Origin of the sequence: Legionella cherrii (genome assembly GCF_900635815.1) — a bacterium.
Classification (GTDB): domain Bacteria; phylum Pseudomonadota; class Gammaproteobacteria; order Legionellales; family Legionellaceae; genus Legionella; species Legionella cherrii.
Genome location: NZ_LR134173.1, coordinates 3,508,277 through 3,529,994, shown reverse-complemented (window position 1 = coordinate 3,529,994; position 21,718 = coordinate 3,508,277). Strand labels below are relative to the sequence as shown.

Genomic DNA, 21,718 nt, shown 5'->3' with positions numbered 1-21,718 from the left:
ATTTGGCGCTTCTGATTTAAAATCCAACTGCTCCCCAAGATGCACACATGCCCCTGATAGGGACATGCAGTTTTATCGAACTAGGGTTCTTACTGAGATGTTAGCGACAATACAGTGGGTTGGGTCCCTACCTGAAATACTATGGGCATATATGGGAGATTGAATAGAAAGAGCACAATTATAAGAAATAATGCAGAGCAAATATTGCCTATTCGTACCCATTTTTGTTCCATGCTTTCAGGAAAGCAGGCGGTAATGGCATAAGTCAGGCTAAATAAGATCACTGTGGTGATACAAATAACAATATTAATATCCAAGGAATAGGATTGGAAAATTTTATGAGTCATCATTAAAACCAAAAGAAATAAAATAATACGATAAACTCGTAATACTAACTTCAGCCAGGAAGGGGCTCCTGATTCTAAGCTTCCATCTTGGAAATATGCATTGAAAAATATAATCCCCAAAGATGTAAGGGGGATTAAAATAGCGAGGGGATTGATGTATTCTTCACCACCATTTATCGAATGTCCTAAATAAAGAACAAAATACACGATACTGATTAAGGCTAGAAAAGGGAATAGATAATACATCATTCTTAACAATAAAAAGCGTAAGTTGTATATGATTTGGATATTTTGTTGCCCAACTCCTAACCCTATAAAAAACAAGGTCACATGAGAAATCAAACGAAAATGTAGATTATCGGAGTACAAATTCCATAAGTAATCACTTCCTACAGTTCTAAATATAAAGGCGCCCAACAAAATAAGCACATTCGCTAAAGCAGAAAACACCGAAGCAACAAAGAGTAAAAGAATGGTATTCCATACCGCAGCAAATAAACTGTCATAGCTGATACGCCAGGTATTGTCATGATGGTAGGCATAGTGAAATGAATGGCCTACATAAACAAATATTGGAAAGGCGCATAAGAATGTAAACCAATGCTCCAGAGGTATAGAGGTAAAGCGCGCCTCCATAGGGAGTAAGGGCAAAGACAAGAATAAGGCGATCAAGAAGCTGCTTGCAACCAGGCGTACGCAATTTTTATTGTTATAAGCCAATGCATACAAAAGGGCAAAGAGACCGATTAAGGAATAATCAAATATTTTGCTAATTTCATTTCGAATTAACCCATCAAGAGCCAATCCAAGGAGTAAACCAATTAGGGTAAAGAGATAGATTCCTTTTTTTGATGACATATTTGTTTCTCCTTAGGCGTATGAATTTAGAATAGCTGATTTGAAACGTACTTGCATTCGTTTCTATGTTATCATTCATTTTTTTGGGGATTGGGCTTTTGGGAGCAATTGATAGATATTATGGTTTAATTTTAATCTGCGTTTTTGTAGAATGAATTTTAGGGCCATTCGACGAATCCATTGAGGCGCTATGCTAAGTAAAAGTGAACGTTTTAAACAATGGCGTGGAAGCCAATTCGAAAAAGAGCAAAACATCCTCGACTCTGCAATGCTGATTAGCGACTATGCCAGTTCAGTAGATAATCTAGAGGTGATCAAAACCAATGCAGAGAAAAAATACCAAGATTTTAATCAGTATAAAATGCGCTCCTGGGGGATAATTGCTTTTGTCAAATTATTTATTGATGAAGCTATAGATCAACTACCTGAAACAGCAAGTAAAGAAAGAAAAATACTTACTAATTCCAGTATGATTGTATCGACCTTGTTCGAAAACTGGAAAAATAATACTAAAGAAAATGTTCTTACTTTAATTAGAAATATTGAAAAATTACTGAGTTTAGACACTCAGCCTTTTACTGATAAAAATCACTACAAAACATTTATGTTTTCTTCATATTTGTTATGTCACCTCATCAAGGTAGCAATTGCGCATATTGATTGGAAAGCGAAACTTGTGATTTCAACTTTTTTTGACTTAAGTGAAATCGAGTCTAAAATAGACCTTTTTTTGTACCAAATTGAAGAAAAAATGGAGCGGCTAAATCATCCAGAGCAGGCAGTCAAAAAAGCCAATGTCGCCGATTCCTTAAAGCCAGTCAAAGAGCTCTTGAAGGAACGTTATCTTAAAGTATTAGGTATTAGTCCTTTAATCAATGCGAAGCCCACAAGAACAGGTGCCCTACATCAACGCCGTGGACCGGAGACAACTAGGTTGCTGCCAGCAGAGGTAAAGCAAGAAAATCAAAATATTTTTAAGAGTCTTATTGAGCTTGAAGCAGAGATAGAAAAAGTTTCTTCAGGAATTTTCAGCATCTATGAGTCACGAAAGAAAAAAGTCGAGCTTGATGAAAAAATAGAAAAGGTGAGTCAATTACTTGTAGCATTAGATGAAAATGATAAGAAAATTATTGGAAGAAAAGATTTTTTAGATTTTATTGAAGAACATGAGAAGTTATATCAGTTCCTTTTAGAAAATACAGAAGATTCCCAAAAACAACAACTTCTTGACAAAATATCGCAACTGAACGCTTCTCTTGAGTCGCCCAATTTATCTTCAGGGGCTATTCAGGGAATAAGCTGGATGGCTACGCCGCTCACGGTTGTTTACCGAACTACTACACCCCAAGCAGTGCAAGAAGCAATTGGCTCCACACTGCCGGCTACCTTGGATGGTGCGTGCAAAAGGGAGCTTAAGGCTTTGGCAAACGCATGTTTGCTGGATTTGCAAAACAAGTTGAAAAAGAAAGAGAGTCAAATTGCTGCAATAAACAATCGTTTTTTTAATCGGGATGCATCACTAAGGCTATGGTTAGCAAGTGAAAGCTTCGAGCAACTTGAGGCATTACAAAAAGCAAATGATTTGATGAAAGATGCTGTGCAAGCCAGTTGTAATTTACTTACCAGCATAAAACAAAATGCACTTTTTCTTAATAAGCTTAGGCAATCAAGTCAAACCTTGGACGAGTTTGTTCAGTTGCATGATGGATTCTTCGTAAAAATTTGCAATTTTTTAGCTCAGTACTTTGCTTTTTTTAAAACAGAGACAGCAAAAATGATTGACGATGCTATTGTCCTGAAGGCTAAAGTAGATGGATTAGCTGGTGAATATCAACGTGCTGTAGAGCAAGGAGTACGACAAATCGAATATACTCCAAATCTGGATGCTCCTGTTAAAAGTCATATAAAAAGTCAGTTTACTGGAGATATACAGGAAATCATCCAAGAAAAAAAGAACAACTTGAACCCCAACAAGCGTACAGTACGTTTAATGATGATCAATCTATCAAGGTTATTTGTTGAAAAGTCTCAACCCCTTAAGCAAGAACCAAATAAAAACGAACTCCATGAAGAAGAATCAGTTTTGGTCTGCAGTGTTACCTCTTAAAAAATTTAATCCGGTTTTTTAAGATTCAAGTTGTTCTTATATATCGAGTCATTCCCGTATAGGCAATCCTGCGACGCTCAGTATCAGGGTTTATATGTTATCCTCTCCAGTTATATAAAGACAGAAGATATTTTAATGGAGAGAGTTATGAAGATTTTTACCCGCCAGTTTTTGGGAGTTACGTTTGCCTTATCGTGTATCACAAGTTCGTATGCGTCCAATCAATCGGATACTGATTCTTGGTATGCCAAAGCCGAACAAATGCTGGAGTACGCAGTAAAGGTTCCAACTGTAGTTGGACAAAATCATGTACCGGAGTTAGCACAATATTTTGCTAATCAATTTCGTGCTGCAGGTATTCCTGATAAAGACATCCATATTATACCCTACAATCAAACTGCAGCATTGATTGTGCGTTGGCGAGCCGCGATTCCTACTTCTGAGAAACCCATTATGGTTATGGGGCATATGGATGTTGTTGAAGCAAAAAAAGACGATTGGTCCATGGATCCCTTCACCTTAGTTAAAAAAAATGGTTATTATTACGGCCGTGGAACAATCGATATGAAAGACGGTCTGGTAGCAACTACAGTAGCCATCATGAAGCTCAAGGCACAGGGTTTTCAAAATAAACGCGATATCATCGTTTTTTTTACAGGAGATGAAGAAACAGGTGGTGTTGGTGCACAAAAAGGAGCCACTGAATGGAACGATTTGCTGAATGCCGAATATGGATTAAATGCAGATGCTGGTGGCGGATCATTTGATACCAATAATCATCCGCTTGGATTTAAGATTCAAACTGCTGAAAAAACATACACTGATTATATGTTTACAGTCCGCAATTCTGGTGGACATTCTTCAAAACCCAGGGCCGATAATGCTATTTATCAACTGGCTGATGCTTTAAAACGTCTGGAGGCTTATCGCTTTCAGCCGATGATGACTGAAACCACACGAGCTTATTTTGCGGCGAGAGAAAAATCAGAAGCGAATGCCTTAGGCGATGCGATGAGAGCCTGGTTGAAAAACCCATCTGATAGCAAAGCAGCTGATATCATTGAAGCGGATCCTGGTGAGGTAGGGCTAACGCGTACTCGTTGTGTTGCAACCAGATTATTTGCTGGACACGCCAATAATGCTTTACCACAGCTAGCACAAGCAACTATAAATTGCCGCCTTATGCCCGGTGTTTCACCTGACACGATAAAGAAGGAGCTTGAACAAATTGTTGCTGATCCTAATGTTTTAGTGACTCGATTGGATGATCATGTGGCATCTCTAGATTCTCCATTGCGACGCGATGTCCTGAATGCCTATAAACAATCCATTCATACTCGTTTTCCAGATGCACCTATCATTCCGAGTATGAGTACAGGAGCAACTGATGCGCGACCCTTTCGTATTGTGGGTACTCCTGTTTATGGCGTAAATGGTACTTGGGTGATCAGTCCTGAAGATTTACGTGCTCATGGCCGAGATGAGCGCCTACCGGTACAAGCGTTAAATGATAATGTGGATCATTGGGTAAGAATGCTAACAACCTTAGCCGGATAGAGGCTGTTTGATTCCTCGATGCTTGAATTAGTAAGAAAGTAATAAATTGCTCCTCTAGTTTTCATAGATTTGTACGAAAACCTACTATGGAAAAATCGAGTTGTGGAGTCACTATATTTGAATTTAGTGTATGAGAATCAAGTTGAAATCCTGGTTGTTCACAACCAGGATTATATCTATGTGTGCTTTTTTCCTGAATTTGTCCATTAGAGTAGTTTCCTCTCGGATTGAATATCATAAAGAATTTTTGTAATCCTAACTCTTTATAGATAGTCCATTATTTCTGCGCTTAGCATTCCATAGCGATCTATGCGGTTTTCGTAAATAAATTGTTTAAATTAAAATCAACGTGAGTTTCTTTGTTCTTTAATGTTTACTTAATAGTCATGCTCTAAAATTAAACATAATTATGCTCTTTCCTTGGTATTGGTATGTCTTTAGAACCTGAGAAAGCAAAAAAAATAATTACTTTGATACAAAAAAATCACAAAGAGTTATTGCAATCGAAGATGGTAGCTCACCTTCGTTTAAAAAATAAATTATTAGAAGACCCAGAAATAATCGGGGCATGGCTCGAAAAAATTGCGGAAGTAAGAACATTAGAAAACAGTTATCTCAATGAGGTGACTAACTCTCCTAATATCGCAGAAAAAATTGGTAGTGGAGCTCTGGCTGCACTGGCAGGAGGAGGGCTTGGCGCCGCTGTATTTTTAGCAATGAAAGTATTGAGTACCAGCCCAATTGGATGGGTCAAAGGGGTAATGGGTTTAGGCTCAGGGGACTCTCGCTCCATAGTGCAACAAACCGCAAGTGGTGTATTTTCAGCTGCTTTGGCAGCATTAACAACTAAAATACTGTACGATTCATTTATTAGTTCCTACTCAGGGGATAAATTAAAAGCCAAAGAAGAATTTGAACGTGAATTCCAGAAACAAGATGGTTTTTCAAGACTGATTAAAGATAAAGCAGAAAATCTTTCCATACAAATGATTCAGCTTTTTCACTTTCGTGAAATGTTGCTATTAGGAAAAATGAGCGACAACCCCAATGAAATCGATGCTCGAAAAAAATTTATTGAAATAGCTGATCTCAAAAATAAAAGTGATGAGGCAATTAATGCGGCCATAGAAGCTTATTTTTTAAAAGAATTAAATAACCTATTTAATCTAAGCTTTAAAGAACTTTATGATGCTCATACAAAAGAAATTGATCTTGAAACCGCATCACCCTTCAGAAAATGGTTTCATCAACATTTCGACTCTACTGCTGCAAGACAAAGTTCAAGCCAACAAATCCAACTAAAATTCATGGAGCTTTGCCGTGATTATTTATTAAGGGAAATGAATGAGCCTGGTTTTTTTGCCCAATATCCTAAGACTACTGCCACCCTAAGTGGAATACTTGTTGGAGCATTGGTATTGGGCACCTTGGCATTGGCATTGGGTGGGCCTGTTACGTGGGGTATCCTGGCGATTGCATTAGTTGCATTTGCTGTTGCAGCGGTTTCTACCTACTTGATGGTAACGCATATTGATAAGCTTCATTTTAAACGATCTTCTGCGAACAGAGAGGAGATTCAACAAACTGTCGATCAAGTCGAAAATGAATTTCTTCGACTAAATAGAGAAATAATTGAGAGCCAGGAAACCTCCGAACTCAATATTAAACAGAGCAAAGATTTTGATAAGGCCACTCATCGGTTTTGGGGGATAGGGGAAAAACAAATTGCTAGAGGGTCTATGGAGGGATGGCTACGGGAGTATGCTACTCGATATCGTCATAGTAAAGCAGTTGAGATTGATCTAGGTGATTCATTTATTGAATTGATTAATGAAAGTGAAAAACAAACTCAGGATATAGTGAAGGAATTATCAACGGGTCAGACGAAACTTTTAGAGAAATTTATCAAAGATACAAAAGACTATTTGTTAGTCACTGACAATAAAAAAACGATTGAGGAATTTGAACTTATCCAGAAAATAAAGGAGCAAGTCATCCACATTGTGTCGTCAGTTGGAACCGTACCGGAGCAATTATTAGCATTCTATGAGTTACCTATAAATCAAGGCGGTCTTGGTGGGTTTAAGTCCGATCTCAGTGAAGCAGTTAAAATTGCCCCAATTCCTGTATCTGCTGAGCCTACGAAATGTTATGAAGGGCTTTTAAAGTCTGCCAAAAAAATCTATAAAGAGAAAGAACCAGTTTTTGAAGGGAAAAAATGGTTTAAAGGGGATGCTGCACTTCGCGAAATGCTTGGACTTCCTGGTCGTATTAATGATTTGCAATGTACCGACGTAACCAGTTCTACCATCGACGAATATTTGAATAATTCCTATGAATTTCTATTTCGTCTTAATCCAAGAATTTATCCAGGAAACGCCCTTAATCCATTAGAACAACAAACTGTAGTTTCACCTGAGTTTTTACTTTATAGGACCTTGTTATTGCGACAATTAGCTGATTTGTGTGATACAACGAACTATGAGATTGCTTTAGATGTAAAAATGAAGATTAGAAGGTTTGTAAGAGAGCGCCTCCAAATAGACGATAAGTTGGTTTTTGATGATCTGCAAAACCAAAAACTAATGATGGAACAACATGATGATTCGTCAAAATGTTTTAATGATAACGGTCAAACCTTTTACTTTTGTGAATTGGACAATGTTGCTCATGCTATCCATGTCGATATTGCTTATAATTCAGTAAATATTAAACCTAGAACGACATTGGATTTTTATATCAATTTATTTTTGCAAAATAAGGGGCAAATTAAGTCAGGAGTTTTTGCATATGGTAAGGCCTCATCTGATTTAAATCCTCAAGCTACCCAAGATTATGTAGATAGAGTAAATGAGTATATTCATAACACCATTGGATTCATTCGAGCTTATCCTAAAAATGAGGCATTAATTGCAACAGGTATTATGGAGTGTTACAAACATTCGGTATCGGTTCAGGTTTATCAGATTATGCTTAGAATCGTTAAGGACATCAAAGAAATGCAACAACAAGGGCACCAGAACGCAACCCAAATTGACTTTTTACGCCAGGCTTTGACTGCTCTTGATAATTATAGTAGAAACAATTGTTTCCCTTTAAAGGAGGATTCGTCACTTAATAAGCTATTAAATTCAATCCAGAATTCTTCAGAGTCGACTCCTTCAGATGAGATCGGAAATTTAATTTCGGAAGTTTCCTCCCATATGAAATTTAACCAATAAATAAAGGGCTTGATTTTTAAGAGCTCTATGTTTAAAGTTCGTACAGACTATCTGCATTAAGGAGGATAAAATGTTCGGTTTTTTTAATACGGAAAATAAATGGCGTGCAACCATGCAAGTAGCAAATGGGCTTGCTCTTATGATGGCTGCTTATAATTTATTCTCTAACCCGGATACTGCTTGGGAAAATGGTTTTGACATAGCTATGTGTGCGCTTAACGTAGTTACTTTTAGCAGCAATGATAACGCGTTGACCAGTATAGGAAATTCTGCGCTTAATTTTACAAGTTTGGGTACTGTTTATGCAGGGATTACTTCGGGTTGTACTGCGAATCCGACGATAGTCAATGTGGGCAAGGCAGTATTAAGTTTGAGCAATGCCGTCACGAGTATTTGTTATCAATATGATCCAAATCAAGACGCTGCTTCAGCAACTCCCACAAAAACCATGTAATCGAAATAGGTGGGGCTGAAAAGCCCCAAGCGATTGCTAAGGAAGATATGGAGGGAGTGATTTCCTCTCACCTCCTCTCCATAGGGGGTAGCCCTAAACCACTTTTTCTAAAACTCTTATGGCGATTGACTGAAAATCAAGAAAAATCAATCCGCTTACAAATAAATCATATTCTCCATAAAAAAGTCAGTTGTAATGAAAATTTTGAGCTATATTAAAAATACAGGATTTGAACAAAAACAAATAAGGACAAATCATGGGCTCTCTTCTGCTATTAGGTTTAGCAGTAACTTTTACCTATTTTCCGCAACTGCCGTTGGCGTTTCCACAGGCGCAAGCCATAGTAAAGGATGATGTTCGTTTAATTAGCGAAACAGCGCGGTTTTCGGTGCAAATTAACGATCAATCATTAAATGACATTCGCTTGATGCTCGCTCATGAAGCACCTCACTTAAATCCACTCGTGATCAATAAAGTACTTACTTCTTTAAAGTGTGCTATTGAATATAATGTGGATCACAATAATATTTTAACCATTATTGATTATTCATTACCTTCCAACGAAAAACGGCTGTGGGTATTTGACTTAAGTGCCAAAAAATTATTGTTTCATACCTATGTATCCCATGGCATTAAATCCGGTACCTTACTTACCAATTATTTTTCAAACAAATTCAATAGCAAAGCAAGTAGTATAGGAGTTTATCAAACTCAACAAGCGTATTATGGCCGCGATGGTCTTTCATTGCGTTTAGACGGCTTAGACCGTAATTTTAATGATAATGCATCAGGTCGCTCTGTTGTAATGCATTCTGGGTGGTATGTAGAAGAACGCTTTATCAAAAAATATGGAAGACCGGGGCGGAGTTGGGGCTGTCCCGCACTTCCTTTAGAAAATTCTCAAGCAATCATTAATACCATAAAAGATAAGTCTTTATTGGTTGTATATTATCCTAGTGATGCCTGGTTCGCTAAATCAAAATTTCTAAATTGTGATAAAAATTCCTCCCCGCAATATACGAGTAATCCGACAATACAGGTACCTACATCTGCTCCTGATGAACATCGTGATGCCATTTTTTTTGTAGGGAGTGGGTATAAAGGCAAACGTACTGAAACAAATCCTGTCGCAGTCATTTCCGCAGATACTTATCAACGTGTATTTCATACTACAGCGCCGTTATCACGCATGCTGCGTCGGCAAATCAATAATGCAGAATATGTGGCATTAAATGCTGGAGAGTTTAATTATTTGGCGAACCACAATAATCCAAACGATGCTGCTCAAGATGACGGTATTCGTGCTATCCGTTTTGTAATACCCACTCTTAAGGTCGTCCGAGGGGGATATTATGAAACGCAAATGGAAATTGTTGATTTAGGTAAAATCAAACAAGTTAAAGTAAATGGTGATTCAGCCAGGGAAAATATTACAATTTATTTTGAGGGGAAACCTGCAGTAAATCTAAATGCGTCTGATGCATTTATTCGCTGGGTAGGACTATAAGTTTTACTGTCTTAACCAAACTGCTCACGTCATCTCGAGCGTAGAAGGGATCTCCAAGCTTTACTACCGTGCTATTCGATAGAGATCCCTTGCTATCTCGAGATGACGTGGGATGGTTGTAACGGGTGTTTATTCTATTTACTTTTTATCCGAATCATCCAGTTCAAGCCACATTGCATTTAAAATTGCAAAACAACACGCTAGACCAGTACCCAAAATCCAGGAAAAATACCACATAATAACCTCCTAATAGGCTGTATCTCGATTTTTATTAACGGTATCTTCTGTTATTTTTCCTCGCAAAACTCGATAGACCCAAGTCGTATAAAGCAGTACCACAGGTAAAAAGATAACAGTTGCTACCAACATAATAAATAAAGTTAAATGGCTTGAGGAGCTATCCCACACCAGCAAACTTTGTTCTGGATTTGATGAAGAGGGCAGTATGAAGGGAAACATACTCACACCCACAGTACCAATAATTCCAGCAACAGAAAAGGCACTACATATAAAAGCAGTTTTAACATGTTTTGCTGCAAGAAAGGCTAACAAAGCGCCAATAATTCCAACTGCCGGCACCAATAAAGTGATGGGTAGGATTTGGTAATTGGAAAACCAAGCCGTTGCTTGACGGATAACCGTTTTGTAAAGCGGATTGGATGGACCATCATGAACCAGAGTTCCAGTCACACTGTAACCATCAATACCATAATGAAGCCAAAAACCAGCACCAATAAAGACCAATAACGTCAATAGTGCAGCTATTTTCCCTGCACTCATGGCACGTTGCTGTATGTGTCCTTCCGTCCTCAAGTTAAGGAAAAAAGCACCGTGCATAGAAAGCATCAATACCGACAAGATACCACATAACAGGGCAAAAGGGTTCAACAACCCAAAAAAGCTGCCAGTATAAAAAGGTCGTAAATATTCATCATAATGAAAAGGAACGCCTTGCAATACATTTCCTATAGCAACACCAAATATTAGTGAGGGTACGAAACCACCGACAAATAACGCATAATCCCAAAAAGTACGCCATCGATAATTGGTTAATTTTGAACGGTATTTAAATCCAACCGGACGTAAAATGAGTGCCAACAAAACCAGGAGCATGGCAAAATAAAAACCCGAGAAAGAGAGGGCATATAAAGCTGGCCAGGCAGCAAAAATTGCACCACCACCTAGAATAAACCAGACTTGATTTCCTTCCCAGGTTGGACCGATGCTATTAATTAATACACGCCTCTCGATATCTGTTTTAGCAAGCCATGGCAGCCATATGGCAACACCTAGATCAAAACCATCCATGATTGCAAAACCAATGAGTAATACACCGAGCAGAATCCACCATATAATTCGTAATGTTTCATAATCCAATGGCATTTTGAATCTCCTAATGAGCCATATTATCTGGGCCAAGACGGATGTACTTCACCATCAAGAAAATTTCAACTACAGCGAGAATTGTGTAGAAGAGAATAAAACCGGTTATTGAGGTTAATACTTGAGTCGCACTCAAACTAGAGGTACCCATTGCCGTGGGTAAGATATCCTGAACTACCCAAGGTTGCCGTCCGTATTCTGCGACTACCCATCCCAACTCTGCAGCAATCCAAGGTAATGGAAGTGAAAAGAAAGCGGCACGCAAGTACCAGCGGGTAGTATGTAATTTACGCTTCATGGATAAGTAAAAACCTGTTGCGAATAAGAGGATGAAGAAGAAGCCACAAGCAACCATAATTCGGAAAGAGAAAAATAAAGGCGTTACTCGAGGTTTCAAATCCTGTGCTGCTTGATTAATTTGCGCTTCAGTTGCGTCAACTACTTTTTCTGTATATTTCTTTAAGAGCAGGCCGTAACCTAAATATTTACTGTGTGCAGTAAAATCTGTTTTTGCTTGCACATCATTAGGATTTTTTTGTAATCGGGTCAACGCTTCATAGGCGAGCATACCTTCTTTGATTCGTTGTTTCCCCTGTTCGATCAATTCAGAAATTCCTTCCAGGGGTTCTGAGAAAGAACGCGTTGCGATGACTCCCAATACGAAGGGAATATCCAATGCATAATTGGTTTTCATAGCTTGTTCATCGGGAATACCAAAGACGGTGAGAGGGGCAGGAGCTGCTCCTGTATGCCACATCGCTTCTATTGCTGCGAATTTCATTTTTTGATTTTCATTATCTAGACGGCCACTTTCATCACCTAATACGACCACCGCTAAAGCTGATGCAAGTCCAAAGCTTGCAGCAACTGTCATTGAACGTTTGGCGAAATTGATATTTCTACCTCGTAATAAAAAGTAAGCGCTAATGGATAAAACAAAAATTGAGCCAGTAACATAACCAGCACTTATGGTATGAACGAATTTGGCTTGTGCCACTGGATTAAACATTACTGCAGCAAAATCAGTTACCTCCATACGCATGGTTTGGAAATTAAATTCAGCGCCAACGGGATTTTGCATCCAGCCATTGGCAATCAAAATCCACAGCGCAGAAAGATTTGTACCTAAAGCCAATAACCAGGTACAAAACATATGCTGCACGCGACTTAATCTATCCCAGCCAAAGAAAAACAAACCCACAAAAGTAGCTTCCAGGAAGAACGCCATAAGTCCTTCAATTGCTAATGGGGCACCAAAAACATCGCCGACATAATGAGAGTAATAAGCCCAATTGGTACCGAATTGAAACTCCATGGTTAACCCGGTAGCTACGCCTAAAACAAAATTAATGCCAAAGAGAACCCCCCAATATTTGACCATCTGTCGCCAAATATCGCGACCGGTCATTACATAAATGGTTTCCATGATCGCTAAAATTAACGACAAGCCCAACGTGAGTGGGACAAAAAGAAAATGATAAAGCGCAGTTAGAGCAAACTGTAAACGGGAAAGATCGACCAGGTCAGTGCCAGGAATCATTGCTCACCTCACATTGGTTATTAATAAAAATCTTTAAATCCCCAATTTGTTTAAGAAAATATTGAGGATTTTCCTAATTTATTCTTTTTTAGAAGAAAGATATTCTTTTGTTTGTACCGAACCCAAAAGCCACTGTTCATTGCTTTGATGTGGTTTTTCCACACCCTTAAAGCAAACAATCCATAATAAAATCAATAAGCTAAATTTAATAATTAAAGTGATTAGAATATCACGAGTGAGTGGCTTAATCATGTGCTTTAACCCTCTTTTCTTGACTCAGCATTCCAAATTTTAAAGATTCTGCAATTAATGTGGCTTTTTGAACTAGTTCCTCAGCAATCTCTGTAGGCAATTGATTTACCGCCTCTTCCTGAAATAAATTTAGCCAACGGATAAAGTGTGTTTCTCCAATATCGGTAAATTGTTTTAAGAGGATATGTTTTTGATAGGCATTACCGTGATACTCATTGGTTTTCAACATAATGCTATTCCAAAATTGACACAACAGAGGGATATGTTTATCCCAATCAACTTGTGCCACATCATTAAAAATAGGAGCGAGGATTTCGTCTCTTTGTACTTTTTTGTAAAAATGGGTTACGAGCTTTTCAATATGAGTTTTATTCAGCTCAGTCATACTACTATCCGCTGATATAAATAGAGTAATCATACTTAAGTTCCATTTTAAATACAACTTTAAAATAGTACCAAATTTGATTATTTTTTTCTTGCCGTCATGAACTCAAGCAAGGCCAGTGCATTATTGTGTTTTTCATCTTTAGCACTGTATAACAAAGTGATGGTTTGAGTTTTGGCTTTATCAATAATTGTTTGGAGTGATTCTTCTTTATTTTCAAGTTCTTTTGCATAACGTTTTTGAAACTCTTCCCATTTTTCAGGTTGATGATTAAACCATCGCCTTAATTCCTTACTTGGAGCCGTATCTTTTAACCATAAGTCCACCTTTGCGTCTTCTTTTTTAACTCCACGAGGCCATAATCTATCAACCAAGATCCTACATCCATCTGAAGGCTCGGCTTGTTCATAAATACGTTTGATTTTTATTTTGTTCATCGAATTCTCCTTGAGTTATTTTGAGTAATGGATAAAGTTCGACTTTGTTTTGAATGATATCTTCTAAACTGAATTGTTCTAAAACGGTAAAAAATGCATTTTGTGCATCAAGGAGCAGCTTTCGTAATTTACATGTGGGGGCGATGCAACAATTTGCTTTATCTTTGTTGAAACACGGCACGAGATCAAAGTGCGGTTCAAGTTGCAAAACCAGAGCTTTCAAATTAATGTCGGCAGGATTTTTAGCCATCATAAGGCCACCATTTTTTCCTCTAATTGTTTTAATAATTCCTAGTTTAGACAAATTATGGATTATTTTTATTAAATGATTGCGTGAAATATCATACACACAGGCGATATCATCAATAGTGCACGTATTTTGTTTTATCGCGATATAAATCAAAGCGCGTAATGAATAATCAGTAAATTGAGTCAGTTGCATGATTCACCCTAACACTAAAAAAGTCCTATTATTTCCTTTAATTAGATGTATTTCAAATACATATTTCAGGCGGCAAAAAATTGACACCCCTATTATTTTTGAAGCATATTTAAGCTATAATTAAATATGGTCATTAGAAAATAGGGAATTAACATGAGCAGAAATATTATGAGTAAAATCATATGCGCTACGGTTTTTGCTCTCGGCCTATTTACTGCTGGGGCAAGTTTTGCCCACGGTGGTTGGCATGGTGGCGGTGGCTGGCATGGTGGTGGTTGGAACGGGGGCTACTACCATGGGGGCTATTACCATGGTGGCGGTTGGCATGGTGGTTATTATGGCGGCTGGGGAGGCGGCTGGTGGGGACCTGGTGTTGTTATAGGGGTTCCTTACTACAATAATGATTACTACTATAACGATTCTTGCCAAACTGTTCGGGTATGCAATAGATACGGACATTGTTGGTTACAAGAATCCTGTTATTAATTTACGAGAGTGATTTTTAACCAACAGACAGGACGGTACACGAGATGATGATCTCATGTACCGTGTGGAGATTCTGGTATTTAATTTTTTTAAATTGATTCGCGAAGGGCCAACAGGCCTTATCTGATCAACCCTACGATTTGTCCACTCTATGCTCCCCGAGTACATTTAAATTAAATCTTACTGTAAAAATTCTGAATCGATAAAAAAGCTTATAGTATCTATTGTTGAAAATTGGTACTATTTTGTCTTTTCTGCAGCTTAGTTTTGAGTCAATTATGGATTACACATTAGAATATTTGAAACATGTGGACTGGGAGCGTATTGCTTTTGCTGTATTTTTGATCTTTTTTGGCTATTTTCTTGCAAAGAAAATGAGTCATTTGATTGAAAAAATAATTGAAAGTAGATTTTCAAAGCATCACGCCATGTTATCAAGTCGCGTGGTTTATTACGGCCTGTTTTTGCTTTTTTCAGTTTCAGCATTGCATGAACTTGGATTTAAACTGACTATCTTGTTAAGTACTGCGGGTTTGTTTACTGTAGCCTTAAGTTTTGCTTCGCAAACTGCTGCATCCAACCTCATTAGTGGCGTTTTTCTTTTGTTTGAACGTCCTTTTCAAGTAGGGGATGTCATTTCTATTAAAGACATTAAAGGGACAGTAGAAACAATCGACTGGCTATCAACTAAAATCAAAACCAGTGATAATCGATTGATCCGCATACCTAATGAAGGTTTGATTAAATCAGAAATCACCAATTTAAGTATTTATCCCCAAAAACGTGATGAGATAGTACTTCGAATTGATGCAGTACATGATGTTACCACGATTAAATCATTACTCTACAAAATTTGTGAAGAATGCAGCTATATTCTACCTAAACCCAGGACTCAAATTTTATTATCGCAGATGATTGATAGGGGCGGTGTTGAGCTTAAAATCTTGTATTGGTCAAAAAACGATTTGGCTATGGTGCGTGACGAAGTCCTTTCTGCAGTTAAAACCACATTTGAACGAGAAGCAATCACTTTTGTGAACGAACGAGTCTTTATGCCGCCTATTCCTTCTTCATCCACACCACTGCCTTTATAGGATCTATTTACCTCTATTGAATTAAAATGCTGTGATTTTATGTGCTCCGATACCCGTATACTTCATCTATGCCGGGTTTCACTGTGCTCAAATCAGAGCACTTTGACTTAAACCGGCGAACTGTAACACGGACTTTTTGGTTTAGTGAAACGAACTGGAATAAAGATCACTTATTCCTTGATTATTTTTTGATCAGGGGTCGTTTTATTTTGCCTGGATTACAAATCCGAAGCCACTTGCGAGTCACGCATACTCGGTGTATGTTGAATATGAATGGATTGTAAGTTGGGAGTTGAAATGGAATCAACGATCGAAATTATTGGCTATATTGCTTGCTGTTTGGTTTTGGCGACTTTTTATGTCAAAAGGATTTTGACATTACGTCTTGTTGCAATCTGCTCCAATGTTGCATTTATTCTTTATGCTCTTGGTAGCGCGCTTTATCCGATTTTTGTTCTGCATTCTTTATTATTACCTTTGAACTTATATCGGATTTTTGAAATCAAGAGAGGCTCATCGCGTTAATTATTTTGTCAGAGGATGCGATAGTTCCTCATAAAATCAGTGGAATTTAATCAAATAAATGGTTAAGAAAATGTAAATAATCGTTGCAAGAATCAAAAGAGAGATGAGCGATTTGTTATTATAATAACTTGGATCATTATGACAATGATCGATGGAGAAATATGCCTTATTTAAAATACTCAGATAGTAGCAAATTCATAATTGAAGCCCTAACTCTTGAGCCAAACCGTATAGGAATGAAAAAACAGGGTACTGACCAAAGCAGACCATTGGACGTAATATCAAATGAGGAATTAACTGCGCCAGATAAAACAGCAATTGACTTATTTGATTTGGAAGAGATGATGGAGTTTTTGTTATTTAGCGAGGACCATGGACAAAATGCACTAACCATCCGTCCTAAGCCTAGTCTTTTATTCTATCAAGAAAAAGATGTCCAGGATATTGTGCGGCTTCTAAAACTGCTTTTCGAACAATTTAAAATTGCTTTAGAAACAAAGGGCGTACCAGTAGATAATTTCACGGTAACTCTTAATAAAAATGAACTTGTTGTGTGCAATAATTTTATTAAGGCAATGATCAGTAATAACTTATTTCCTAAAACAAATATCCTAAATCAACAACTCGAAAATCAGCCCCCTCGTTTAACTCCTTTTACTACAAAGCCGTCACCATCGGTCCGTAACGATAAGAAAGAAAAAGAAGTTGAAGAGAATGGGGTGGAATATGTATCAGACGAAGTAAGTGGATTTAATCCATCTCCTTTTTCATTGACTAAATTTTTTGGTTGGGATTCCTAGTCTGAGTGTAGGTACGCAGTTCCCTCATCCGCCTTAAAGGGCACCTTCTCCCCTTGGGGAGAAGGGAAATAATGGCCATAGTAAACTTAGTTGCAATCTAGCTTCTCTGTGATTGAATTATTTATTTCTCTTTTCATGCTCAAGTAACCATTTTTTACGTGCGATCCCACCACCATAACCTCCCAGATCGCCACTGGAATTAATGATTCGATGGCAAGGTACAATAATTGCAAGTGAGTTTGCACCATTCGCATTGGCTACAGCCCTATATGCGGTAGGTTTATCTAATGCTTGAGCTTGTTCCGCATAACTTCTCGTTTCTCCATAGGGAATAAGCGTTAAAGCATGCCAGGCCATTTTTTGAAAAGGACTACCCAGCATATGTATTGGGGTATTGAACTCTTTTAGGTTTCCCTCAAAATACGCTTTAAGCTCTTCTTCAATAGAATGAAGTGGGGGTGCCTCTCCTGGGATAATGGCTGCGTTCATTTTTTTTCTCAGCCGTTCCACTTCTCGCTCTAGTCCTCTTCTGTCTACGAATTCCAAAAGATATAAAGCTTCTTGATCCGCTACTGCAAGCATTGGCCCTAAGGGTGAGTCAAACCAGGAAGCTTTTAAAACAATATGATGCTTGTCTAATTGTGAAGGGGCTGCACCCATAATTTTAGAAAAGGCATCGCGGAAACCACTACTGGATTCATATCCCACATTAACTTGTGCTTCAATCACTATTTTACCCTCACGAATTTGTTTCATGGCAATACCCATTCTTCTTGCACGTGCATACGCAACAAAGGTTATCCCAAAGCGTTTTTTAAATTGTCTACGTACAGTTGATGTATCAACTCCTAACGCTACAAAGTCTTTGTCTTTCCATCTCTTTTCAGGATTGGCCTCTACCGCCGCAACTAACTTTTGAATTAAATGCGAAGCCTGATTGGAATAGGACAACGGTTGGCAGCGCGCACAGGGTCTATATGAAGCAAGAAGTGCCTCTTGTACAGTATGAAAAAATTCACAATTTTCAAATTTAGGTTTTTTTGCGGGACAAGTTGGTCGACAAAATATTCCAGTCGATTTAACACCTACAAAAAATATGCCTTCATATTTGGAGTTTTTAGCAAGTAGTGCTTGGTAATACTCATTCTTTACCGAATTAGATAACATGGATCGCTCAAATCAGTAGTTTCATTTCTTACTATAGCTTTTTTAAAAAAAAGTGCGGCCGAAATTCAGGCATTGAATTAGATGGAAATGACATGATACCACGATATGATATTGACTGATTGTTCGCAAGCACAGGTTTTTTCTGTCATGGAAGTGTTTGGCTCAAATTCGCTTTAGGGTTCAGCCTTGGACCAACAAAAGCCTAGATACCGGGTTGCTACACCTTTTTAAGGCCACTATAACAAATCGGGCTTTTAATTTCTCCTTGAACAGGCAAGGTGATTTGTGTCATCCCACAATGGTCCGTTCTATAAAAGGGAATATTCAAGGATTTCATACGTGCTAATGTTTTAGCATGTGGAAAATGAAAGCGATTGTCAAAACCTAAAGAAGCTATTGCATAACGGGGAGCAACCTCCAGTAAAAATCGATAAGAAGACGAGGTTTTACTCCCATGATGGGGAACAATTAAAACATCAGATGCGAGTTCGTCTCCATACGTTCTTATCAAATAATCTTCGGCTGTCTTTTCGATGTCGCCGGTTAAGAGTACTTTTCCAGCTTCTGTACTTATTTGTAAAATACACGAATTGTTATTTTTATTTTTAAAATGAGTGGTGATAGGCAAAAAACGAAAATACACCTTATCCCATCTCCATGGCGGGTAATCATGACATCGCACCCCATGATTATTATAATAAAAAGGCTCGTTTACTAATCGTTTCGCTACGAGTACCCCATTCTCCAGCGAGTTAAGTCCGCCCCGGTGATCTTTATCTGGATGGCTAATAACTACAGCATCAATTTTATTGACTCTTAACGTTTTAAGATAAGGCAAGATCACCATTTTTCCTAAATCATTCCCTTGGAAAAATCGATCTCCGGTATCGTAGATCAGAACATGATTTTGAGTCCTTACGACTACTGCCAATCCTTGGCCAACATCTAAAATATCAATCACTGCTTCTCCTGGGGAGCGTATCGTTTGATGAGGAAAAACGGCGAGTAGAACCCACAGTGGTGCAATCCATTGAAAGGGCTTAATTGGCAATAAAACCCACATCAAAAGTACTCCCATTAGAACAATAACCCATTCCATACCTTGAATGGATCCATTGATATTAATGTGTGCCAAATGCTCAATTAAATTTAATCCTTTAAATAATAAGGCAATCAGTAAGGCCAAAAGTTTCATCAATAAACCAGCAAAACTCCAAGAACAGAACGTCATGGTGATTAATGCTAAAGGGACAATCAGTAGACCAACCAAAGGAATAGCAAATAAGTTCGCAATAAATCCATTTATGGAACCATAAGCATACCAGTGCAGGGTTAAAGGCATCAGTCCAATTAAACAACTCAATTGTATGGCTAAATTTCCTTTATAACCTTTTAATCTCCAGCGTTGTTGTGTCAAAAGCAAACAAGCAACTGCGATGAATGAAAAATAAAATCCTTGCATGAACACTGCATGAGGCTCAATACATAAAACCCCAAACAAAGCATAACGCCATGCTTGCCAGGTAGAAAAGCGCAATTTTCCTAAGCGATAGAGCGTATAAAAGAAACAACCGATTAATGCCCTTTGTACCGGTGGGGCAAATCCCGCTAAAAAGGCATAACATACAGCAGCTAAGAGACCTATAATGCTGGCTACGTAGGGGGCAGGAATCAATAAGCAGCAGCGCGCACTTTTACACCATAACCAGCGAACCAGCCAATAAATCATCCCGGATATCAATGCAATATGCTCCCCAGAGATTCCAAAAAGATGAGTTGTGCCTGTGCGCCTAAATAAATCCCAATTTTCTTGGCTAATATGGCTTGTTAAATTTAAAGTTAAGGCTTCAACAACACCTGCTGTGGATTGATCTGGGGCTAATTGGGTGAGTTGATTGCTTAAATACTCACGTAATCGCAGCCAACTAAAATTAGAAGGTGATTCATTAAGCAGTTTATTTTCTTGGGGAAGAATATAACCGATCCAAAAGATATGCCGTGCTGCAAGTGAGCTCACGTAATCCATGCTTCCAGGATTAAGATAATTGCGTGGCCTTTTCAATTTGACCGTGAATCGCCATCGTTGTCCTGAATGTAACTTGGGGGCATTTTTATACCAGGATAATTGAATTAAACCTTGTGCAGGAAGATGATCGTATTGTTCAAGAGCTAATAAAAATTGGGTTTTGGTAAAATCCTGGGTAGGAATGGATGCAATGGTTCCTTCTATTGTGACCTTGGGTATTACCGCAATAGATCTCTTTTGAAACGCTACTGCAGAGAACCCCTGCGTTGTCGGTAGGGTGCTCAAATCTTCATGTACTGATGCGAGCACTCCGGTTCCGTGCTTCGTTCCTCCTGGTATTTGTCTCTCCGCAGCGTGTTTCGAAAGAGTTTTAATATTTGCTATTCCTTTGGGTAAAACCAAAGATTGGTGCAGCCAAGCGAACATGATCCCTAAAATAAAAAGACCAATTATTCGATATTTTGGGCTGAGGTAAAAAATCAGTAAGTTGATTAGGGGTAAAAAGTAATTTGAGGTGTATAGATAGAGAATGCCTAGAAAAAAGCAAAAAATTTCCATTTTATTTTAAGTTGGACTTTCCGTTGAGATGGATAGTAGAGAATTGGTTTTTCTTTGTAAAGTAAATTTTTTGGAACTTTTTTTCCGCCCGGGATAATGTAGCTGTGACTTTTTATTAGGATAACTACCTCCATACCCATCATAAGAATTTAAGTGGGATTCCAACAAATAGTTTGTGCAGTTCCTGATGAATCTACAGCAGTTTTTGTGTTGGCCTGATCCACAGTCATACTGGCACAGGTCGTATCTTCAGTTTGACTGCCTATAGGGGTTGCTGTCAGCGTGTAGGATGTTGGACCTAAATTCGTTAGGGTAATACTGTAAAAGCCTTGTGCGGATCTTTGTGGAAAGGCGGGTAATGAACCGCAAGCCGCATTATAGGAAAAATTTTGAGAATAACAGCGTTCAAGAGTGATCTGATCTTGTGCTAGGGTAGCTATCGCATCAGAACGGCGTGATTTCAGCAAGAAACTTACGTAATAAGGATAAGCGATTGTAGCCAGTATGGCCATAATAAGGACGGCCATCATTAATTCGATTAAGGTGAAGCCTTGTCTTCGTGTTCGATTCAT

Annotated in this window: 20 protein-coding genes; 9 read left to right on the top strand and 11 right to left on the bottom strand. The window is 38.2% G+C overall.

Going from position 1 to position 21,718, the window contains the following annotated elements; genetic code table 11:
* Positions 1-89 precede the first annotated feature (89 nt).
* Positions 90-1,205 (bottom strand): hypothetical protein, encoded by a 1,116-nt coding sequence (locus EL022_RS15125; RefSeq protein WP_028379773.1) that lies wholly within the window; start codon positions 1,203-1,205, stop codon positions 90-92.
* A 190-nt stretch (positions 1,206-1,395) separates the two neighbouring features.
* On the opposite strand from EL022_RS15125, the gene EL022_RS15120 reads away from it, so the two are divergent.
* From EL022_RS15120 to EL022_RS15100, 5 genes are all read left to right on the top strand, one after another.
* Positions 1,396-3,312: a hypothetical protein gene (locus EL022_RS15120; RefSeq protein ID WP_028379774.1), complete on the top strand. Its 1,917-nt coding sequence runs from the start codon at positions 1,396-1,398 to the stop codon at positions 3,310-3,312.
* A gap of 147 nt (positions 3,313-3,459) precedes the next feature.
* On the top strand, positions 3,460-4,869 hold the full coding sequence (locus EL022_RS15115; protein WP_051544377.1) for a M20/M25/M40 family metallo-hydrolase: 1,410 nt from the start codon (positions 3,460-3,462) through the stop codon (positions 4,867-4,869).
* Between the two features lie 431 nt (positions 4,870-5,300).
* The gene (locus tag EL022_RS15110) at positions 5,301-8,090 is read left to right on the top strand and encodes a hypothetical protein (RefSeq protein WP_028379776.1); all 2,790 of its coding nucleotides are present in this window, start codon (positions 5,301-5,303) and stop codon (positions 8,088-8,090) included.
* Positions 8,091-8,160: 70 nt separating this feature from the next.
* Complete coding sequence (locus EL022_RS15105; RefSeq protein ID WP_028379777.1) at positions 8,161-8,544, top strand: hypothetical protein; 384 nt, start codon at positions 8,161-8,163, stop codon at positions 8,542-8,544.
* 256 nt (positions 8,545-8,800) lie between these two features.
* Positions 8,801-10,051: a murein L,D-transpeptidase catalytic domain family protein gene (locus EL022_RS15100; protein ID WP_028379778.1), complete on the top strand. Its 1,251-nt coding sequence runs from the start codon at positions 8,801-8,803 to the stop codon at positions 10,049-10,051.
* 138 nt (positions 10,052-10,189) lie between these two features.
* On the opposite strand, the gene cydX is transcribed toward EL022_RS15100, so the two are convergent.
* From cydX to EL022_RS15070, 7 genes are all read right to left on the bottom strand, one after another.
* Complete coding sequence (gene cydX, locus EL022_RS15095; RefSeq protein WP_197718091.1) at positions 10,190-10,291, bottom strand: cytochrome bd-I oxidase subunit CydX; 102 nt, start codon at positions 10,289-10,291, stop codon at positions 10,190-10,192.
* A 6-nt stretch (positions 10,292-10,297) separates the two neighbouring features.
* Entirely contained in the window at positions 10,298-11,434 is a 1,137-nt protein-coding gene (gene cydB, locus EL022_RS15090) for a cytochrome d ubiquinol oxidase subunit II (RefSeq protein ID WP_028379780.1), read from the bottom strand.
* Between the two features lie 10 nt (positions 11,435-11,444).
* The gene (locus tag EL022_RS15085) at positions 11,445-12,974 is read right to left on the bottom strand and encodes a cytochrome ubiquinol oxidase subunit I (RefSeq protein WP_028379781.1); all 1,530 of its coding nucleotides are present in this window, start codon (positions 12,972-12,974) and stop codon (positions 11,445-11,447) included.
* A 78-nt stretch (positions 12,975-13,052) separates the two neighbouring features.
* On the bottom strand, positions 13,053-13,226 hold the full coding sequence (gene cydP / locus EL022_RS16125) for a cytochrome oxidase putative small subunit CydP (protein WP_164715642.1): 174 nt from the start codon (positions 13,224-13,226) through the stop codon (positions 13,053-13,055).
* The gene (locus EL022_RS15080) at positions 13,219-13,644 is read right to left on the bottom strand and encodes a group III truncated hemoglobin (RefSeq protein ID WP_237761341.1); all 426 of its coding nucleotides are present in this window, start codon (positions 13,642-13,644) and stop codon (positions 13,219-13,221) included. The genes cydP and EL022_RS15080 overlap by 8 nt, the downstream gene beginning before the upstream one ends.
* A 47-nt stretch (positions 13,645-13,691) precedes the next feature.
* On the bottom strand, positions 13,692-14,048 hold the full coding sequence (locus tag EL022_RS15075; protein WP_028379783.1) for a DUF488 domain-containing protein: 357 nt from the start codon (positions 14,046-14,048) through the stop codon (positions 13,692-13,694).
* Entirely contained in the window at positions 14,017-14,490 is a 474-nt protein-coding gene (locus EL022_RS15070) for an Rrf2 family transcriptional regulator (RefSeq protein WP_028379784.1), read from the bottom strand. Before EL022_RS15070 ends, EL022_RS15075 begins: the two co-directional genes overlap by 32 nt.
* A gap of 153 nt (positions 14,491-14,643) precedes the next feature.
* Between EL022_RS15070 and EL022_RS15065 the strand changes: the two genes are divergently transcribed.
* The 4 genes from EL022_RS15065 (at position 14,644) to EL022_RS15050 (ending at position 17,395) form a co-directional block, all read left to right on the top strand.
* Entirely contained in the window at positions 14,644-14,976 is a 333-nt protein-coding gene (locus tag EL022_RS15065) for a hypothetical protein (protein ID WP_028379785.1), read from the top strand.
* A gap of 278 nt (positions 14,977-15,254) precedes the next feature.
* Positions 15,255-16,070, top strand: coding sequence for a mechanosensitive ion channel family protein (locus tag EL022_RS15060; protein ID WP_028379786.1), 816 nt, complete (start codon positions 15,255-15,257; stop codon positions 16,068-16,070).
* Positions 16,071-16,367: 297 nt separating this feature from the next.
* Complete coding sequence (locus EL022_RS15055) at positions 16,368-16,595, top strand: hypothetical protein (RefSeq protein WP_028379787.1); 228 nt, start codon at positions 16,368-16,370, stop codon at positions 16,593-16,595.
* Positions 16,596-16,756: 161 nt separating this feature from the next.
* Positions 16,757-17,395, top strand: a complete 639-nt coding sequence (locus tag EL022_RS15050) for a hypothetical protein (RefSeq protein WP_028379788.1) — start codon at positions 16,757-16,759, stop codon at positions 17,393-17,395.
* A gap of 117 nt (positions 17,396-17,512) precedes the next feature.
* Here the strand turns inward: EL022_RS15050 and EL022_RS15045 are convergent, their stop codons facing one another.
* From EL022_RS15045 to EL022_RS15035, 3 genes are all read right to left on the bottom strand, one after another.
* The gene (locus EL022_RS15045) at positions 17,513-18,562 is read right to left on the bottom strand and encodes a bifunctional transcriptional activator/DNA repair enzyme AdaA (RefSeq protein ID WP_028379789.1); all 1,050 of its coding nucleotides are present in this window, start codon (positions 18,560-18,562) and stop codon (positions 17,513-17,515) included.
* A gap of 217 nt (positions 18,563-18,779) precedes the next feature.
* A complete protein-coding gene (locus tag EL022_RS15040; protein ID WP_081776860.1) occupies positions 18,780-21,014 on the bottom strand; it encodes a DNA internalization-related competence protein ComEC/Rec2 in 2,235 nt (744 codons plus the stop codon).
* A gap of 281 nt (positions 21,015-21,295) precedes the next feature.
* Entirely contained in the window at positions 21,296-21,718 is a 423-nt protein-coding gene (locus EL022_RS15035; protein WP_028379791.1) for a type IV pilin protein, read from the bottom strand.

Excerpts from the sequence above, each read along its gene's own strand:
- EL022_RS15050 (WP_028379788.1), top strand. The coding sequence starts at position 16,757 with ATGCCTTATTTAAAATACTCAGATAGTAGCAAATTCATAATTGAAGCC.
- cydB (WP_028379780.1), bottom strand. The coding sequence starts at position 11,434 with ATGCCATTGGATTATGAAACATTACGAATTATATGGTGGATTCTGCTC.
- EL022_RS15075 (WP_028379783.1), bottom strand. The coding sequence starts at position 14,048 with ATGAACAAAATAAAAATCAAACGTATTTATGAACAAGCCGAGCCTTCA.
- EL022_RS15120 (WP_028379774.1), top strand. The coding sequence starts at position 1,396 with ATGCTAAGTAAAAGTGAACGTTTTAAACAATGGCGTGGAAGCCAATTC.
- EL022_RS15110 (WP_028379776.1), top strand. The coding sequence starts at position 5,301 with ATGTCTTTAGAACCTGAGAAAGCAAAAAAAATAATTACTTTGATACAA.
- cydP (WP_164715642.1), bottom strand. The coding sequence starts at position 13,226 with ATGATTAAGCCACTCACTCGTGATATTCTAATCACTTTAATTATTAAA.
- EL022_RS15055 (WP_028379787.1), top strand. The coding sequence starts at position 16,368 with ATGGAATCAACGATCGAAATTATTGGCTATATTGCTTGCTGTTTGGTT.
- EL022_RS15045 (WP_028379789.1), bottom strand. The coding sequence starts at position 18,562 with ATGTTATCTAATTCGGTAAAGAATGAGTATTACCAAGCACTACTTGCT.
- EL022_RS15060 (WP_028379786.1), top strand. The coding sequence starts at position 15,255 with ATGGATTACACATTAGAATATTTGAAACATGTGGACTGGGAGCGTATT.
- EL022_RS15040 (WP_081776860.1), bottom strand. The coding sequence starts at position 21,014 with ATGTTCGCTTGGCTGCACCAATCTTTGGTTTTACCCAAAGGAATAGCA.
- EL022_RS15070 (WP_028379784.1), bottom strand. The coding sequence starts at position 14,490 with ATGCAACTGACTCAATTTACTGATTATTCATTACGCGCTTTGATTTAT.
- EL022_RS15080 (WP_237761341.1), bottom strand. The coding sequence starts at position 13,644 with ATGATTACTCTATTTATATCAGCGGATAGTAGTATGACTGAGCTGAAT.
- EL022_RS15035 (WP_028379791.1), bottom strand. The coding sequence starts at position 21,718 with ATGAATCGAACACGAAGACAAGGCTTCACCTTAATCGAATTAATGATG.
- EL022_RS15105 (WP_028379777.1), top strand. The coding sequence starts at position 8,161 with ATGTTCGGTTTTTTTAATACGGAAAATAAATGGCGTGCAACCATGCAA.
- EL022_RS15115 (WP_051544377.1), top strand. The coding sequence starts at position 3,460 with ATGAAGATTTTTACCCGCCAGTTTTTGGGAGTTACGTTTGCCTTATCG.
- EL022_RS15125 (WP_028379773.1), bottom strand. The coding sequence starts at position 1,205 with ATGTCATCAAAAAAAGGAATCTATCTCTTTACCCTAATTGGTTTACTC.
- EL022_RS15085 (WP_028379781.1), bottom strand. The coding sequence starts at position 12,974 with ATGATTCCTGGCACTGACCTGGTCGATCTTTCCCGTTTACAGTTTGCT.
- EL022_RS15065 (WP_028379785.1), top strand. The coding sequence starts at position 14,644 with ATGAGCAGAAATATTATGAGTAAAATCATATGCGCTACGGTTTTTGCT.
- EL022_RS15100 (WP_028379778.1), top strand. The coding sequence starts at position 8,801 with ATGGGCTCTCTTCTGCTATTAGGTTTAGCAGTAACTTTTACCTATTTT.